Annotated in this window: 13 protein-coding genes and 2 pseudogenes; 5 read left to right on the forward strand and 10 right to left on the reverse strand. The window is 61.2% G+C overall.

What is annotated here, in order from left to right:
* Window positions 1-86: 86 nt before the first annotated feature.
* Window positions 87-305 (forward strand): annotated as a pseudogene (locus LRH25_RS32075) (integrase core domain-containing protein); the annotation flags it as partial.
* A gap of 241 nt (window positions 306-546) precedes the next feature.
* Here LRH25_RS32075 and LRH25_RS32080 read toward each other — a convergent pair.
* The 7 genes from LRH25_RS32080 to LRH25_RS32110 form a co-directional block, all read right to left on the reverse strand.
* A complete protein-coding gene (locus LRH25_RS32080; protein WP_211361269.1) occupies window positions 547-1,662 on the reverse strand; it encodes an alcohol dehydrogenase catalytic domain-containing protein in 1,116 nt (371 codons plus the stop codon).
* A 45-nt stretch (window positions 1,663-1,707) separates the two neighbouring features.
* Window positions 1,708-2,805: a WD40/YVTN/BNR-like repeat-containing protein gene (locus LRH25_RS32085; RefSeq protein ID WP_211361270.1), complete on the reverse strand. Its 1,098-nt coding sequence runs from the start codon at window positions 2,803-2,805 to the stop codon at window positions 1,708-1,710.
* A gap of 52 nt (window positions 2,806-2,857) precedes the next feature.
* A complete protein-coding gene (locus tag LRH25_RS32090; RefSeq protein WP_141284535.1) occupies window positions 2,858-4,222 on the reverse strand; it encodes a DUF1329 domain-containing protein in 1,365 nt (454 codons plus the stop codon).
* A 17-nt stretch (window positions 4,223-4,239) separates the two neighbouring features.
* Window positions 4,240-5,898, reverse strand: a complete 1,659-nt coding sequence (locus LRH25_RS32095; RefSeq protein ID WP_141284537.1) for a DUF1302 domain-containing protein — start codon at window positions 5,896-5,898, stop codon at window positions 4,240-4,242.
* 191 nt (window positions 5,899-6,089) lie between these two features.
* Window positions 6,090-6,467, reverse strand: coding sequence for a nuclear transport factor 2 family protein (locus LRH25_RS32100; RefSeq protein ID WP_141284539.1), 378 nt, complete (start codon window positions 6,465-6,467; stop codon window positions 6,090-6,092).
* A 78-nt stretch (window positions 6,468-6,545) separates the two neighbouring features.
* Entirely contained in the window at window positions 6,546-8,981 is a 2,436-nt protein-coding gene (locus tag LRH25_RS32105) for an efflux RND transporter permease subunit (RefSeq protein ID WP_141284541.1), read from the reverse strand.
* The gene (locus LRH25_RS32110; RefSeq protein WP_141284543.1) at window positions 8,978-10,645 is read right to left on the reverse strand and encodes a bifunctional 3-(3-hydroxy-phenyl)propionate/3-hydroxycinnamic acid hydroxylase; all 1,668 of its coding nucleotides are present in this window, start codon (window positions 10,643-10,645) and stop codon (window positions 8,978-8,980) included. The genes LRH25_RS32105 and LRH25_RS32110 overlap by 4 nt, the downstream gene beginning before the upstream one ends.
* Before the next feature lie 185 nt (window positions 10,646-10,830).
* Here LRH25_RS32110 and LRH25_RS32115 point away from each other — a divergent pair, with 185 nt between their 5' ends.
* Together LRH25_RS32115 and LRH25_RS33245 are read left to right on the forward strand one after the other, a co-directional pair.
* Window positions 10,831-11,337, forward strand: coding sequence for an alcohol dehydrogenase catalytic domain-containing protein (locus tag LRH25_RS32115; RefSeq protein ID WP_310733299.1), 507 nt, complete (start codon window positions 10,831-10,833; stop codon window positions 11,335-11,337).
* Window positions 11,312-11,593, forward strand: a complete 282-nt coding sequence (locus LRH25_RS33245; RefSeq protein ID WP_310733300.1) for a hypothetical protein — start codon at window positions 11,312-11,314, stop codon at window positions 11,591-11,593. The genes LRH25_RS32115 and LRH25_RS33245 overlap by 26 nt, the downstream gene beginning before the upstream one ends.
* Before the next feature lie 102 nt (window positions 11,594-11,695).
* Here the strand turns inward: LRH25_RS33245 and LRH25_RS32120 are convergent, their stop codons facing one another.
* Window positions 11,696-11,968: an IS66 family transposase gene (locus LRH25_RS32120; RefSeq protein WP_310733301.1), complete on the reverse strand. Its 273-nt coding sequence runs from the start codon at window positions 11,966-11,968 to the stop codon at window positions 11,696-11,698.
* A gap of 263 nt (window positions 11,969-12,231) precedes the next feature.
* Between LRH25_RS32120 and LRH25_RS32125 the strand changes: the two are divergent.
* Window positions 12,232-13,058 (forward strand): annotated as a pseudogene (locus LRH25_RS32125) (transposase family protein); the annotation flags it as partial.
* Between the two features lie 46 nt (window positions 13,059-13,104).
* Here the strand turns inward: LRH25_RS32125 and LRH25_RS32130 are convergent.
* Both LRH25_RS32130 and LRH25_RS32135 read right to left on the reverse strand, forming a co-directional pair.
* A complete protein-coding gene (locus LRH25_RS32130; protein ID WP_141284548.1) occupies window positions 13,105-14,064 on the reverse strand; it encodes a PDR/VanB family oxidoreductase in 960 nt (319 codons plus the stop codon).
* Between the two features lie 90 nt (window positions 14,065-14,154).
* Window positions 14,155-15,432, reverse strand: a complete 1,278-nt coding sequence (locus LRH25_RS32135) for a Rieske 2Fe-2S domain-containing protein (RefSeq protein ID WP_170200694.1) — start codon at window positions 15,430-15,432, stop codon at window positions 14,155-14,157.
* Window positions 15,433-15,740: 308 nt separating this feature from the next.
* On the opposite strand from LRH25_RS32135, the gene LRH25_RS32140 reads away from it, so the two are divergent.
* The gene (locus LRH25_RS32140) at window positions 15,741-16,457 is read left to right on the forward strand and encodes a GntR family transcriptional regulator (protein WP_141284552.1); all 717 of its coding nucleotides are present in this window, start codon (window positions 15,741-15,743) and stop codon (window positions 16,455-16,457) included.
* The last annotated feature ends 376 nt before the right edge of the window (window positions 16,458-16,833 follow it).

The raw sequence follows: 16,833 nt of genomic DNA on the forward strand, positions 1-16,833 counted from the left end.
GCTGCCCTGGCGCATCGACCTGACCACAGACTGAGCGGCGCCTGCCTCGCCATTGCCGCAGGGGCAAGGACGCGGTTCATTGACCGCTTACCCTCATCGAGCCGGGCCGGGCCATACAGAACGGCTACATCGAGAGCTTCAACGGCAAGTTCCGAGACGAGTGTCTCAACGAGCACTGGTTCGAGAACCTGCGGCAAGCACGCTCAGAGATCGCGGCCTGGCGCCGGGACTACAACGAGGTGCGGCCTCACAGCAGCATTGGCCGCGTGCCGCCAGCCCGGTATGCCGAGCAACTGCGCCAAGAAGTCGGCGACGCTGCTCGCCACGCGCCCCCCCCAGATCCATTGACCTTCAACCCCAGGACCCCTGACGAATCACTGGTACGGCTGAAGGGGGCAGGTCACACGCGGCGGTCATGTCGCCGCAGTTGCGCATCAGCTCGTCAGGCTGGACGCGAAGCGAAAGCCTCTCAAAGTCCTGCAAGATCGCTGGGCCCGGGTCGCCAGCCGGGCCCAAGGGAGCCTTCTCACTCCCCGCCACACCGCGTCACGGACGGACGACGAAGTTCGTGAACCCCCCGTCGCGCCCATCGACTTCGACCAGGGCAGTGTTCACCTCTTCCAAGGAATAGACCTTGTGTTCGAAGACGCTGAGATCCAGCGTGCCGGCTTCAACCATCTGCGCCATGTCCTGGCCTTCGCTCGTGGTGAACCACAGCGAACCGACCAGCGATCGCTGCGTGATCATCAAGTAGCCGGCATCCACCGCGAGCGCTTCGGACACGCCACCGACGTTCACCGCGACGCCGCCATGACGAAGCGAGTGGAAGGCATCCATCACGCTGGAGGCTGGAGCCCCCGGGGCCAGAGCCTCCAGCATCGCATCGACACCGTTCCCGCCAGTGGCCTCCATTGCCTGTGCGGCAACGGTGCCGTCCCTGCTCGACACTGGGACGATCCGGTGAGGGTCCAGCTGGCGCAGCTTTTCAAGCCGATGCGGATCCCGGCCCGTGGCAAAGACCTTCGATGCGCCCATGGCGAGCCCAAGCAGCACCGCACCGACACCGAGCGTCCCTGTCCCGCCGTTAACAAGGAGGCGCTGGCCAGGCTTGAAGTTTGCCTTGCGAAGGCCAGCGTAGGCTGTGCCGAGATAGCCAAAACGAGACGCCTGCTCGAAGGACAGGTTGTCGGGAAGCTTGACGACGTTGCCGACCGGACAGGTAGCGTATTCAGAGAAACCGCCGTACGGATAAGCGTCGTACTGGTTCTGCGATTCGGGGCCGAAGCCGAAATACCCCATGAAGGTGAAATTCCGACAGTTGGTCGGGTCGGCCCTGCGACATGCTTCGCACGAACCGCATGAAAGGCCTGGATTGACGTAGACGCGGTCGCCCACCTTAACGTCGGTCTTCACCAACGAGCCGACGCTTGCAACCACCCCGGTGGTGTCCAACCCGAAGATCGCCGGGAGCTTGGGCAGCGGCAGAAACGGCGCCACCTTAGGGTATATCGTCAGCACATTGCGCAAGTTGTGCACCAAGCCCGCCGCCGCCACCTTGACCAGCACGTCGGTGGGACGCGGTTCGGGCACTGGAATGCGATCAATTTGAAAACGGCCGTCCAGCTCGTGCAGCCGCGCTGCTCTCATCAGCTTTTCATTCATCTATGTCTCTCAATTGGTTCAAAGTCAGTGAAGGTGGCACTTGGATCAAGTCAAGGCCGAACGAAGGCTGAGGCGCTGCACGCCGCGCAAGCTGGTCGCCACCAATGCACCATTACGCCCTAGCGCCATCGCGGTAATGGGCAATCCCGTCGGATTTGAAACCGCACGGAAGCTCTTGCCATCATCCTGGCTCATCAACAGCTCGCCCGCCTGAGAAGCGAGGAGCAGCGACCCGTTGTCAAGCGCGAGGCCTGCGCTGATCGATGCAGCGCTTCCTGTGGGCACTTCGCTCCAGGTACCGGCCGCATCCCGGGATACGAAGACACGACCCCTCAGGCCATACAGCACCAGTTCGCCTTTCTGGCCGGAGACTAGACCGAAGTACGAGCCTTTGGAGGGCGCCTGCAGCGCTTCAAAGTGCTGCCCATGGTCATCCGATCGAAGCAGCAGACCTTGCTCGCCCGTGATGTAGATCGAACGACCGACCTCACGCACCGCGTAGAGATGCAGTCCTTTCGGGTTGGGCAAGCGCGGCATCACGCACTCCCAGGAACTCCCACCATCGTTGGTGAGGAATGCGAGGTTGTAGGCGCCGATCACCCACCCCACGTTCTTGTCCTGGAAATACAGGTCCAAGAACGGCTTGTCCGGGCCGTCCTCCAGCAACCGGCTTGCGACAGCGGCCTGGCCTGCGTCGGTTGCGGCTTTGGCCGCAAGTGCTGCGGCCCGGATTCCGTCGAACTGAACAGTCCAGGTTTCTCCGTTGTCACCGGTCCGCAGGACCACCCCGAGATGCCCGACGGCCCAGCCCGTGTGGTTGTCCACGAACTGGACGGCCGTCAGCGAGACACTAACCGGAACACGGGCTTGGCGCCAACTCACGCCCTCGTCGTCCGACAGCAGCACGATGCCCCGTTCGCCTACGGCCACTAGGCGGTTTCCGGACCGTGTCACTGCGAGAAGGGCCGCACTCGCCGCCTTGCGGGTTGCGAGTGCCGGTTGTTGCAGGACATCGAAGCGGGGCAAGGACGCGGCCCGCGCCAGCGACATCCCCGCCCACGCACCAGCCGTGAGCAACTTCAGAAACCGACGACGCATGACAACACCAGAAACACCGAAAAAAACAATCCAGCCACCGGGCATCGCACAAGGGTCGCAATAACGCCCGCCCCCCAGAGGGGCTGATGCAAATCGGTCATCGCGCACCTTCTGTGAGGGAATCCGGGGAGAAAAATTCAGGCGGACGACGGCTGGTGACCTCGTACTGCCGAGGCGACCCGAGCGTGGAAACGCTGAGGTAATACTCGCCCGTCTGGACGTTGTAGCCGCCCCAATTGACCAGATTGCCAAGCAGCGCGGGGATGTCGGGCGCTAGCAGGGTCAGCGAAAAGTACCCGCGCCACAGCGAGCCCTTGGCATCCCAACCATCCGTCAGCAGAACGCACCAGGTGTCCTCGTCGAGATAGTATGTTCGCTTGGGCACGACGTGCCGTTTGCCCTCGCGCAGAGTCGCTTCCACCACCCACACGCGGTGCAGTTCCCACCGCACGAGGCTGGGGTTCAGAAAGTTTGGCTGAACGAGTTCTTCAGGCGACGCAGCCGCTGCCTTATTGTTGTTGTAGGGAACCAGCATCTCCTGTTTACCGACCAACTTTAAGTTGTGTCGACTCAGCGCTCCCGCAGCACCGAATGCCTCGTCGAACAGGCCGATGCCAGAGGTGATGAAGTTCGGCGTGTCATAACCGACCGACGGAGACCGCCGCACGCGCCGCTGGCCCACCAGGTACTGCCACGCAGAGCCCTTTTCGCTTTCGAAAGCCTGCCAGGCGAGCAATGCCTCGCCTGCCTTCGAAGCCGGCTCCAGGGTCAGCACCTTCGTTTTGTAGTACTGTCCGTCGAAGTTACTCGCTGCGCCATCCTTGTAGTAATACGGATTGGCAAACCATTCATCGTACTTCGTCGCCATGATGCGCTTGCCTTGGCCGGTAACAACCCAGGTCGTGTACTGTCCCTGCGCATCTTCACCGGCCCATGCCATTCGGCTATTCCACATGGCCTCGGAGCCATCTTTAGGAATGGGAAACGGAATACCGCCAAAAGCGCCTTCAATGCTGTCGCCCTCCTGAAACGTCTTCGCGCGCGTGGCATTCTTGAAAATATTGTCGTAGACCAACTGCGGCGCAGAGGCGGTGCGGTGCGTCGGATAGACATCCAGGCGATAGTCCGGATGCTTCTTCAGCATCGCCTTCGTGACCTCGCTAAGCTTATCCGCGTACTGATCAATGTTCTTGGAAGTCACCGAGTACAACGGCTTTTCCGACGCAAAAAAATCCGGACGCGGCTGCCCCTGCTTGTAGCCGGCAGGTACCTTGCTGAAGCCGCCGTCCCAGGCAGGGATGGAGCCATCTTTGTTGCCCGACTTTTCCGCGCCCATTGGCGTTAGCGTTGACTTCAACTTGGCAGCCTCGTCGGCTGAGACCGCAGCCCAGACAGACCCAGAGCCAACCACAACCGCAGTTGCCAGCGCCGTTCGCGCAATCAATGAAAGGGAATTCTTCATACAAACCTCGTTGTCAATCAGAAGGTGCGCTTGATGTTCAGCGACAGAAAGTCGCGATCCTTCAGGCTCTGTCCGTAAGACAGCACTGCGGAGTTCGAATTGGGAGGAGAGAGATAGGTAGACTCTTTGCCCAAGTACTTCACGTAGTTGATCCCGAACGTCCAGACGCTTTCATACTCGCCCGTCAGGCCGATGGAGATATCGCCGCCGTGCTCGACGCCGCCATTGAAACCGAAGACCGCAGAAGATCGGCCCTTGGGGTTGTAGCCTAGGCCGATCGGCAGACTCAAATCGAGCCCTGGCAGGACTTGGTAATAGGACGGCGTGAACAATATTCGCAACGCCAAGGCGTCCCGCGTCGTGTTCGGGTCCAGCGCACCGGAATTGCGCGTGATGCTGAGTGTGCGGTTCCACGCCACCTCGGCCAGGAGGAAGGCCCCTTGCCACAGGGTCCCGGGGCCCATGGAATAAATGCCAGACACCTGGGCATGCGCCGTCTTGCCGACGGGGTAAGCTGGGTTATGGACGTTGTCGGCCCCTGCGTTGTACTGAACTAGCGCCGCGTCGCCGACGAGCGGCGCGTTGTTCCGCACCGAGACCTCGCCCGCGAGGTTCAGTTCACCGAGCACCGTGCTTGCGCTCGCGCCGTAGGTCTGGATCCCTTCCGGATAGACGTTCACGAAGTTGTGGGGCGTGCCCAACCCCGGGATTTGCGGCGTCGTGAAGTCAGTGGTGAGGTAGATCTGCGGCGTCTTATCGTGATAGCGCACAGCGTAAAGACCGAATTCGGTGTCGATGGAGCTGGCGCGGTAGCGCAGTTGAATACCGCCCTGACCACTGTTGCGCGGCTTGATATCCGCGCCGCGCGGCCACGGCCCCAACCGCTCCCCCCCTTCGCCGACGAAATCGAGCGTGCTGAGGTAACTGCCGGCTGGCGGCAGAATGGATTCCTTCCACTCAAACTGGTAATAGGCGCCGATCGACAGGACGGGGGAAATCTGCAGTTGTCCCGACACCTGATTGACCGGCCTCAACACCTCCTTGAACTGACTGCTCGGTACACTCACAAGCTTGACAAGATCAAGCGGGCCCTGTGCATTGGCGATTCCGTTCTGACCGAAGAACAGGCTTTCTCCGAAAACGAGGGAGTGTCGTCCCAGTCGCAAGGTCCCTTTCATGTCAGCGACAGATCCGTTGACGAAACCGAACGCATCGAGTAGCTCCCCTTTGCGGCCCATGCGGTTACGAGTCTCCCGCGTGAATTCGTTATATGGAACGCTGACGTTGTTGCTCGTAGCAGGACTGTTGTTGTCGTTCTTGCTGTTGTAGACGGTGTCGTACCACGCTGCGCCGCTCAGCCGAACGCCAACGTTCTTGTACGAAGCATCCAGCTCGGAAAAGATGTCGAGCCGATTGGAAATCAGTCCCCTTGCGAAGTTGCGGTCGCCGTCGTCGCCGCCCGCGTCTTCCATGATGACGTTGGAGCGCTCCTTCAGACGGGTCGCAGCGCTGTACTTGAAGGTGTTATCCCACCGCAGCTTGACATCCGGACTACCGGTATCAAACGAGAAAGCGTGAACGCCAGAGGCCGCCGCCGCGCATGCGATCACGATTGCCTTCGGAAAGACCGCCACCCGCGCGTCTTCGACTCTGCGGATGTACTCGCCATTCTTCATCTTGTCTCCATTTGCTTGGTACTGAGGGAGTCCTGGATCAGCGGCGTTCCCAAAACACTGCCTCACGGCAGTCACGTCACGCCGCCGATCTCCAGCGACCACCTGTCTCATGCATATTATCTATCTTTATGCATAAAGAGCAGTCGGTAGGAACCCGATACGCCACGGAGGGCCGCTGTCACCCAGTGGTATCAAGCCTTGGGCAAGCTCGTTGACTGCCAGTTGACCACCTGCCACAGCCCGTCTGATTGTTGGGCCCACAGGATGGTGAACCGGTTGTTGAGGGTCCGTTTCTCGCCTGCGATCTCTACCTGCATATCGGCGACACCGCTCACCGCTGCGACGCTTCCAAACAAGCGGACGGACTCATCGCTGCATTCGATGGATCGGTACTTGGTCTTGCCAGAACCGATGGTGTTCAGAATGCCAAGCTTGGAGTCGATGCGCCCATTGCCGTGAATCCATAACAGCTCGTCATTGAAGAGCCCCTCAAGGGAGGACAGGTCGGCCTCGATCATTGCGCGTCGACGGCGTTGATCGAGCGCCAGAATCTCTTGTTTCCCAGTCATATCGTTTTCTCCAGAAAGTTGGGTTGGCGACCGTTCTCGCCGCACGCTAGCGGTGTCAATAGATCGACGCAGGGCCGCTCAACCAACCGCCTTCATGAGGGACGCCTGCGGCTCCCGGTTGGCAGCAGTCGTCGACTTTCGAAGCAAGAAATGCGAAAGCGCAGGAATGAGAATGAGCGCTCCGAGCATGTTCCAGAGGAACATGAAGGCCAGGAGGATGCCCATATCGGCCTGGAACTTGATGTCCGAGAAGGACCACGTCAGGACGCCGACCGCCAGCGTGAAACCCGTCAGCAGAACGACCTTGCCGGTAAACAGCAATGCCTTGTAGTAGGCCGTCGACAGGCTGCTGCCCTGGCGCAACTGCTGCAGCGTCACACTGAGGATGTAGAGCGCGTAGTCGACACCGATACCCACGCCCAGGGCGATGACCGGGAGCGTCGCGACCTTGACGCCCATGTTCAACTTCACCATCAATGCCTCTGCCAAGACCGAGGTCAGCATCAACGGTAGGACGGCCACCAAGACGGCGCGCCAGGACCGGAACGTCAGAAAGCAGAGGATCGTGACGGCCGCATAGACCAACAGCAGCATTTGCGTCCACGCTTGCTTCACAACGATGTTCGTAGCGGCCTCGATCCCTGCGCCGCCAGCAGCGAGCACGAACTTGGCCTCCGGTGTGTCGTTCGCTTTGGCATACGCCTCCACCTCGGCGACGACACGGCTGAGCGTCTCCGCCTTGTGGTCCTTGAGGTAAACGTAGAGCGACAGCAGCGAGCACCCCTGGTTCAGCAACTCGCGAGGTGCACGCGTCTGCACGGCCCCGATTGCTCCCTCATTGGGGATCAACTCATACCACTTGAACGCGCCTTCATTGAACCCGACCATGGAAAACTTCGACAGCATGGCCATGGAGTTGGTGGATTCGACGCCGGTCAGTTGCTCGATCTGCCACGCCAGGCGGTCGACCTTGGCCAAGGTGCCATATGCTCCGCATCGGTCCGGTTCAGTGGGAACCATCACGACCAGGATGTCGGAACTGGCGGCGTAGTTGGCCGAGATGTACGCGTTGTCCTTGTTGTAGCGGGAATCGGGACGCAGCTCGGGCGCCCCCGCGTCAAGATCACCGATCTTGAGCTGGGTAGAGACCGCGACCCCCCCCACCGCCAGGACGACCGCTGCGACTATCGCCGCGGCTGCGGCGCGTCGCTGGGTGAACGCATCGAGCCAGCGCCACAGACGGTGCTTCGCTGCGCCGCCGCTGTCTCGATCCGCATGTTCGGTGCGCAGGCTGCGGTGAGCAGCCGAGAGGCTGACCCCGGTGTAGCTCAGCAGAATGGGAAGGAGGATCAAGTTGGTGAAAATGAGCATCGCCACGCCGATGCTCGCCGCCACCGCAAGCTCCTTGATCACCGGAATGTCGATGACCAGCAACACGGCGAATCCGACAGCGTCGGCGAGCAGCGCGGTCAGGCCCGCCATGAACAGACGTCGGAAGGTGAATCGTGCCGCAACAAGCTTGTGCACGCCTCTCCCGATGTCCTGCATGATCCCGTTCATCTTCTGTGCCCCATGGCTCATGCCTATGGCGAAAACGAGAAACGGCACCAGCACCGAGTAGGGGTTGAGCTCGTATCCCAACGTTGGCAACGCCCCCAACTGCCAAACAACCGCAACCAGCGAGCTGGCCATTACCAGCAACGTGCTACGCACGTCGCGATTGAACCAATAGATCATTCCCGTCGCGATGCCGATGGCTACGGCGAAGTACCGAAGCACTTCGCGCAAACCCGCAATCAGGTCGCCCACGACCTTGGCGAATCCGGTGATGTGCAGGTCGGTCGCCTCGTCCTGGTACTTCGCCCGGATCTCTTCGAGACCCTCGGAGAACTTCCGGTAGTCGAGCTTTTTTGCGGTCTGCGGATCCTTGTCGAGCAGCGGCACGAAGATGATGGAGGAACGGAAGTCGGCCGCAACCAGCTGGCCAATCTCGCCGGAGCGTTCCACGTTCAGCCGCACCTGCTGAAGTGTGCGCTCCGAGCCGTCATAGTCTTCCGGAATCACGGCGCCGCCGTCCACCCCGTCTTCTGTCACTGCCGACCATCGGACGTTCGAGGTAACCATCGACTTCATGAACGACCGGTCGACCCCCGGGAGCAGAAACACCTCGTCGTTGATCTTTGCAAGCTTCGAGAGATAGTCCTTGTCAAAGACCGTTCCGCGCTTATTGACTACGGCGACCCGCACAACATTCTCAAGTCCCGTCAAGTCTTCTTTGTGCGACAGGAAGTTGACGATGTACGGATGCGAGGTCGGGATCGTCTTCTCGAAACTGGCGTTCAGTTGCAGCTTGGTGGCCTGGAACCCGAACACCACGGTGAAGATGAGGCAAAGGATCAGCACGATCCGCCGGTGATTGAAGAGCGCACGCTCGATGAGCGAGCCGGACCGAGGATCGAAGTCTTCCAGCCGCTGAATTTGGCCGGGCGTGTCGGAGAGGGAGGCAGGATTCACGGAGTACTCGTAGTCGCGGGTTGGATCTGCAGAGTCAAAGGCGGGTGCTCTCGCTCTGGTTCGCACGGCGTGGTAACGCTTCCAGGATCGCCGCAGTTCTTGTTCTTAATTCGTTCGCGCAATTGGTCAACCAGCGCGAGTCCGGCTTCAACCCCAGCAGCTGTGCCGTACACGTAATGGTCCGGTCGGACGATGGCGACGTCGGCACCGAGACCGTGCAGCCAGGCTTGCAAGAGCGGAGTCTCCTCTTCAACCGAAAAGCCCAGGCCGGCATGGCGTTTCGCGTCCGGACCGACGAAGACCGCACAGCCCTTGAGCGCTGCCGCCATCACGGCCACCGCGCCGGCTTCGTCGTCGGTGAGCCGTTCGGTCACGACGATGCGGAAGCACGCACCGGTGATGTCGTCCAGCAGCTTCGACACTCCACCCGGCGTGATGACGGTCGGCTGGGGAAGCGGTTCGCCGGCGCCCGGCGTCCCTGTGGCGATCAGTCCGTCTCGCAGCGGCGGAATCATCGACTGGCGAAAGGTCGTTTTCACCACCCCGCCCTGCTCGGCCAGCATCCGCGCATCGCGGGAACGTGCCTTGACGGGATCGCGCTCACAGATCACACGCCCAAGCTGGATAGCCGCGCGGGTGGTCGCCGTCACGTGCGGACGCCGTTCTACCCCATAGTCGTCGAGAAGACGATCAGTCGAGGCTCCGGACAGCACTCTTTGGAGACGCCAAGCCAGTCCGTGAGCATCCCGGATCCCCTGAACCATGCCCTGCGCCATGAATGGAGGCGTCATGTGCGCAGCATCGCCCGCCAATAGCACGCGGCCCTTGCGCCACTGTTCGGCCACCAGACCGTGGAAGCGATAGGCTGCTGCGCGCCGCAATTCCGCGTCTCCCGGCTTGATCCAGCGCGACAGTAACGGCCATAGCTGATCGGGCGGAAAGTCGCTCGAGAGGCTGTCGACCTCGAGCAACATCACCTCCCAACGGCGGTGATTACCGGGCCCGACCACGAAGGTGCATGGCCTCTCGGGCTCGCAGTACTGGACTTGCGTTGTCGGCAGATCTGCGATTTTGTGGTCATGAACATCGGCATCGACAACTAACCAATGCTCATCGAAGGCAAGGTCTTCCAGCTTGATGCCCAAGGCCTTGCGGATGGGACTGGAGCCACCGTCGCATGCGACCAGATAACGAGCCATCCATTGTTCGATTTCCCCGTCGGCGTTCTGCACCTCAACCTCGACACCCTCCCGGCTCTGCGTATGCGACAGCACCTGGCAAGAGAGGAACACACGCACGCCGGCCAGCTCGCTCAGACGTCCACGGATCTCGCGCTCGAAGGCGGGTTGATCAAAGACGTAATTGGGCGCCCAGCCGAGCCGATGCGGCGGAGGCTCCGTGTCGAGCTGCTTTATCAACTGACCTTCAACGCCACGATATTGGCTGGGCCTATAGGGCGCCGCATGCGTCAGCACGCGGCTTGCAATGCCGAGCTCCTGCATCACACGCATCACTTCGTGGTCGAAACCGATGGCGCGCGGCAGAGGAAACAGGTCAGGCATCCGATCGAAAGCCGCGACGGTCATACCCCGCTGAGCCAGCAAAGCCGACAGCACGGCACCTGTAGGACCTAACCCAACGACAATGACATCTGCGCTATTCATGTGGACCTAACACCTTCGAAGGCTAGATTGTGCACAAAGATATGTCGAGTGCATAGATTTTCCCAGGTCCTCATTCCCAGTGGAAACCCGGATGCGCAAGGCTTTCATCGCTGCTTAAATATGCACGAATCTGGTTTTGTGCATTACTTTGCAATCAGATGTAGCCGGAGACGAGAGTGAGCACCATGAAGGCCGCACGCCTGCACGCCGTAGGCGAATCGATGCGCATCGAAGAGGTACCGCGCCCGGATCCCGGACCGAATGACGTGCTCGTCCGGGTACGGTCTTGCGGCATCGTGCCCAACCTCGCGAACATCCTCGCCAACTGGCCAACCTGGTTCCCCGAACGACCACAGCCGCCGTTGCCCGCGATCTTCGGGCTCGATCCGGCCGGCGAAATCGTCGCGGTGGGCCGCCAAGTCCATGCGTGGAAGGCGGGCGATCGCGTTTACGTGAACCCCGGCCGCTACTGCGGCGGTTGCAGAGCCTGTCGCGCCGGGGACCACATCAACTGCACGTACTACACGTTCAACGGCTACTTTGGCTTCTCCGAAAAGTCGCTCGCGATCTTCAAGGATTACCCCTACGGCGGGCTGGCCGAGTACATGACGGCGCCGCAGTACTCGCTTGTGCCCGGGCGCTCCGCACGAGGTAATTCTGCAAGGGATGCGTGCGCTCAAGCGAGGCGGTAAAGCGGTTGACATCGGCGCGATCGCGGGAGCGCTCCCAATCGACATCCACACGATGATGGATTGCCAGCAGTCTTTGAGCGGATCGCTTTGGTTTACCGCCACGGAAGGTGAGGACATGGCCGACATGGCGGCTCGTGGCCTGCTCGACCTATCGATCTTCGAACAGGTCAAGTTCCCACTCGACCGCGTCAACGAAGCTATCGCCGGAATCACGAACCGAAACGGCGGGTTCAGCAACTACGTGATCAATCCCTGATCTCAGCCGGCGGCCGCAAGGTTCGCTGGCGTCCGCGGCTTGCAAACCCGGCAGCGGATTGTTCGGCTCCTACAGGGCCAGGCGATCTTGCGCCTGGTGCAGTCATTCAGACATTGCCCCCACGGCATGCGTGCTGGCCGAGGAGACGCCCAATTCCGGCGGGCACACCAGAACGGCCATGGGCGCAGTGTTGAACCGTGGGGCCAGTTGATCCGGTCCGCGCTGGCTCTTGGGCAGCGCCTGCAGAGCGTCGTGGAAGTAGCGTCGGCAGTGCGCCCAGCAAGCCACCCTCGTGCAGTTGCGCTTCACTTCGTTCGTCGTGATCAACTTACGGCGGGACTTGCACCCGCAAGAGTGCGCCCATGCTGGGCGCACAACGGAATCAGAACCTGCGCACAGGTCCTGATGGGGTGGGTCTGGGTGTGTGGCCGATGCCTTTGGGCATGGCCGGTGCGATGGGCTAGAACGGCTCGTCGGGATCGAACTCAGGCGGTGCCTGGTCGGGCATGAGTTGTTCGCGCCACGCCTGCTGTATCTGTGGCCCGTAGGCGGCCCACAGTGCCTGGCGCATGGCCCCCCGCGTCAGAATACTTGTCGCCTCCGTAGAACCATGAACCCGGGGGCGCAGAGAGAACGAGTTGGCTCGATACGGACAAGCATTCAAGGACCGGGCGGTAGCGCGCATGCATCGCCGGAAGCGGTGGCGCGTGAGATTGGCGTCGGGGTGGACACGCTGGAGCGCTGGCGCTCGGAGTCGTTGTCCAGGCCGGTCAAGGACGGGTCTGGACGGCCGCAGCGCGGTTCGAGGCGGTGATCGCCACCGCTGCCATGGACGAGGCCACGCGCAGCGCGTGGTGTCGCGAGAACGGCGTGTACCTGCAGCAGTTGCAGCAGTGGAGGGCCAGTGCGACGCAGGCGCTGGCAGCGCCCGAGGAGGTGCGCGCGAGCCCCTCGCAGACCAAGGAAGACAGGCGTCGCATCAAAGAACTCGAGCGCGAAGTGCGTCGCAAGGACAAGGCCCTGGCGGAGACGGCAGCACTGCTGGTGCTCTCAAAAAATGCGAGGCGATCTTCAAAAGGAACACGCAGGGCGAGGACGAATGATCGGCCTCGAAGATCGCCAGGAACATGCCCGAGACATCGAAGTGGCCCGCAAGGCGGGCGCGCGGTTGCACCAGGCCTGCGGGATCGTCGGCATCACGGCACGCACGCTGCAGCGCTGGAAGGCGCACCAAGGCCTGGAATCGGGTGATGGCAGGCCAAACGCGGTGCGGCCGATGCCCAGCCACGCGCTGAGCGAAGCCGAGCGCGCGCAGATCCTGAGCGTGGCCAACGAGCCGCGCTTTGCCGACCTGCCGCCCGCGCGCATCGTGCCAACGCTGGCCGACGAGGGCGTCTACATCGCCAGCGAGTCGACCTTCCAGCGCGTGCTGCATGCGCAGGGGCAGACGCGCCACCGCGGCCGCCGAGTCAGATTGGCAGAGAAGCATCAGCAATGCAATGATGGCCGATTTACAAATCGAGCTCTAGCACCGGCGACATCGCTCGGGAGACGCACACCATCATGCTCTGACCGGCTGCACGCTCCGCCTTCGTCAAGACATGGTCGCGATGATCGACGACGCCTCCGCAGACGGCGGTCTCGCACGCTCCGCAGATGCCCTCGCGGCATGAATTGGCCACAACCACGCCATTCGCATCTAGAACGTCCAACACCGACCGGTCCTCAGGAATCGAAAGGCGCAAGCCGCTCCTCTTCAAGACCACCTCAAACTCCGCCGGCTCGGCCTGGTGGACGTTCGACGCGTCGGCGCTGAACCATTCGAAGTGAACAGTGTCCGGGTCACGGTTCAAGCAGAGGCTCTCGACCGCCTTCATCAACGGGGAAGGTCCGCAGCAGTAAACGTGCTCCCCCGGCTTCGGGTCTGAGAGCTCCGCCTGCAGATTGGGCAGGCCGGACTCGTCGTCGAAATGGAATCGCACCGACTCGCCCATGCCATTCAGTTCCTCGAAGAATGCGGCGCGCACCTTCGATCGAACGCAATACAGCAGCGACCACGCTTTTCCGGCTGCTATGCACCATCGAATCATTGACAGGATCGGCGTGATGCCGATGCCACCGGCGATGAAGCGGTAAGAGGCCGCCTCGCGGGTGAGCGGGAAGTTGTTACGCAGAGCCCGGACGTTGACCGATGTGCCAACCTTCACGAGGTCGTGCAAAGCCGCAGAGCCGCCACGACTTGCGGCCGCCCGCGCCACCGCAATGACGTAGCGGTCCGCCTCCGCACTGTCATTGCAGATCGAGTAATGGCGAACGAGGTGTCTACCCCCTCCGGACTGCAGAACGTCGATCTCTAAATGAGCACCGGGTTCGAACGGCGACAAGTCCTTGCCGTCGTGAGAGCGCAGCTCCACCGAAATAATGTCGAGGGCTTCCGCTCTGATGGCAGCAACGGATAATGTAAACGTCATGAAACTCCGCTCTTCAATGCCGATACACCGAAGGGCAGAGCATCTGCCCTCCTGTGAGTCGGCTATGAAATCAAATCACCGAAAACCAACTCAGCCTATGCTGTCCCACTCAGGCGTGATTCCTTTAATCATCTTGTGCGTTTGAGGATCCAGAAACGCGTTACCAGACTTGACTTCGATGAGTCGCTTGACGCCGGCACCTGCACCGACGGGGCTCTTGCCGCTCGCCACCGCGAGCCCCTGCTTCTTGAACATCCGGCGCGCCATGCCAATTGCGGTATCAGGCACAGTGAGATGCTCTTCCGAATGCAGCGTGATGTCGCCCTGCCCCTTTTGAGAAGCGTAGTCAGTCTGCCAGTTCTGATGATCTTCAAGCGACCATTCGCGGAACGGCCTGCCATGCTTGGGGCCCCAGTTGTCCTTCAAGAAACCCAACAATTCAAGGTTCGCGATGGCATCGTTGTTCGGTCCCATGCGATAGAGCACGTAGTGGCGATAGCTGGTGTCGTCCGCCGGCACGAGCCAACCGATGCTCGAATAGGACATATCCTCGTCGGTCACGCCAGGGGTGCAATGCAGGTTCGGCATGATCACTTGGGCGATCCGCTGATGGAGACGCCCATCTGGCAGACGACGTAGAGAGCGGTTCACCACGCCGTCGTCGGTGTACTTGGTCTCCACTTCCGGCATGATGCCGAAGCTCTCGGTGAACTGCATACCGTTGATCGCGTAATGTGTGATCGCGACATGGAACGGGTCTGCGAAGTTGTCAAACAACTGGAACCAGTTATAGTCGTTGCTGGCCGCGATCTTCGGGTGTGGCCCGTTGGGTCCCGAAGTGTTTTCCTTCGCAACCAGGTACTCCCCCTCCTGCATGTCCAGTTCAAGGGAAATGGTCGGAAACTCGGGCTGCTCCGCCGGGGGGCCCATGTAGGCGAACACCATGCCGAACTTCTCCACCACGGGATACCAGGGCTGACGGACCCGGTTCTTCGTGTCACTGCTCGGCTCGCAAGGCGTTTCCAGACACGTTCCGCACGGGCTGAAGAGCCATCCGTGATAGCAGCACCGGATCCCCTTTTCTTCGACCTTCCCATAAAGCAGCGACGTGCCGCGATGCGCGCAACGAGGATAAAGGAGACCCACTTCCCCCTCCGCGCTCCGGAACAGCACCAGCTCCTCGCCGAGCGCCTTGATCAGCTTCGGGCGAGACGTCGCATCTTCGGCCATGGCGATTGGCTGCCAATACCGGCGAAGCAGTTCGCCACCTTTCGTTCCGGGCCCGCAGCGAACCAAGTCTTCGTCTGGCTTTCCCGCAATATGGCCATAGGCGCGACCATCAGTGTCGTGGTTTGCTTGCATTGTCATGCGAGGATCCTTCGTTTGAGCAGCGACCAAAATAATGCAAGAGCGCATCAAAGAACGTCGCGATCCACTTGTCGTGAAGCAGCCCGCGCGATCCGGAGCGCCCTTAATTTCCATGTTCTGCACTTTTGTGCACAGAAAAGATGTTCACACATTTCTATGGGCGACACCTTAGGGCTTGTACTAACGCATGCCGCGGTGCAGCTGTCGCCTCGCCCAGCAGCCCAGCTGCATGCTTTTTTGTGCGGTTCCGGAATAGTGTGCACAAAAATCGATTGTTCGCAAGCAAGGTCTCTGGCAAAATCTCGTGAATGAGAAACGATGCCCCCATCGCGTCCGCGCCGCCGGAAGCCCCGTTGGTCGAACAGGCCTACGAGGCCTTGCGGCGTTCGTTAATCCGCTGCGAGTTCGAGCCCGGCCAACGGTTGCGGGTTGAGGAACTGCAGCGTCGGTACGGGTTCTCGAGCAGTCCACTGAGAGAAGCGCTCAATCGTTTGGTGCAACAGGGGTTCGTCCGTACGCTGGAACATCGCGGCTTCCGTGTGGCCCCACTGTCGATTGAGGGCATCACCGACCTGACCCGGGTGCGTCTGCTGGTGGAATGCGAAGCATTGCGCGACGCGATGCGCCACGGCGACGACCGCTGGGAAGCCGGTCTAGTTGCCGCTTTACACGCACTGTCGCTTGTCGAGAAACGCCTGGGCACCGGCCCGGTGGTTCTCGACGACGAATGGACCTCGCGCCACCGCGCCTTCCACTTAGCCATATACAGCGGCTGCACCTCGCCGCTGCTCACGGAGATGGTCGACGGCCTGTTCGACCAGGCTGAGCGGTTCCGCCGTTTCTCCGCGCGACTCCGCACCACTCACCGTGCGAAGAACAACGAGCACCAGCGACTGTTCAACGCAGTTTTGGCACGCGACGAGGTTCAAGCGCTGGCACTGCTGGAGCAGCACATTCGCAGCACCGAGCGCAACGTAACGACCGCGCTTCGCACGCTGGCGGCCGGCAATAGCGGCCCGCATTGATCACTGGCCGCGCCGCCTCAAGCGCTCAAGTAGTCCCGGTAGCTCTTCAGCGGCGCAGAGTGCCGACACGTGGTGATCAGACCGCACCACTGCGATGCGCGCTCCGTGCGCCTGCAGCCAGAGGCGGATCAGAGGTACGGTCTGGTCCACCGCCCACACCCGTGCTACGCGGTACTGCGGCGCACCAGGCGGTGCGCGACGATGGCTGCGGGAACGGCGATTCATCGTCGGCACTGTCGGCAGAGAGCGTGCACCAGGAACGGGGTCATCGCCCCTTATGCCTGAGCGACGATCGGGTTGGGTCTGTCCTAATTTCTGTGTGTGAGGCTCGTTGAGCCTTCACTGATGTCGTGATGGCGGTTGGGGATCCTACGTT

Origin of the sequence: Ideonella azotifigens (genome assembly GCF_021043325.1) — a bacterium.
Lineage (GTDB): Bacteria > Pseudomonadota > Gammaproteobacteria > Burkholderiales > Burkholderiaceae_C > Ideonella > Ideonella azotifigens.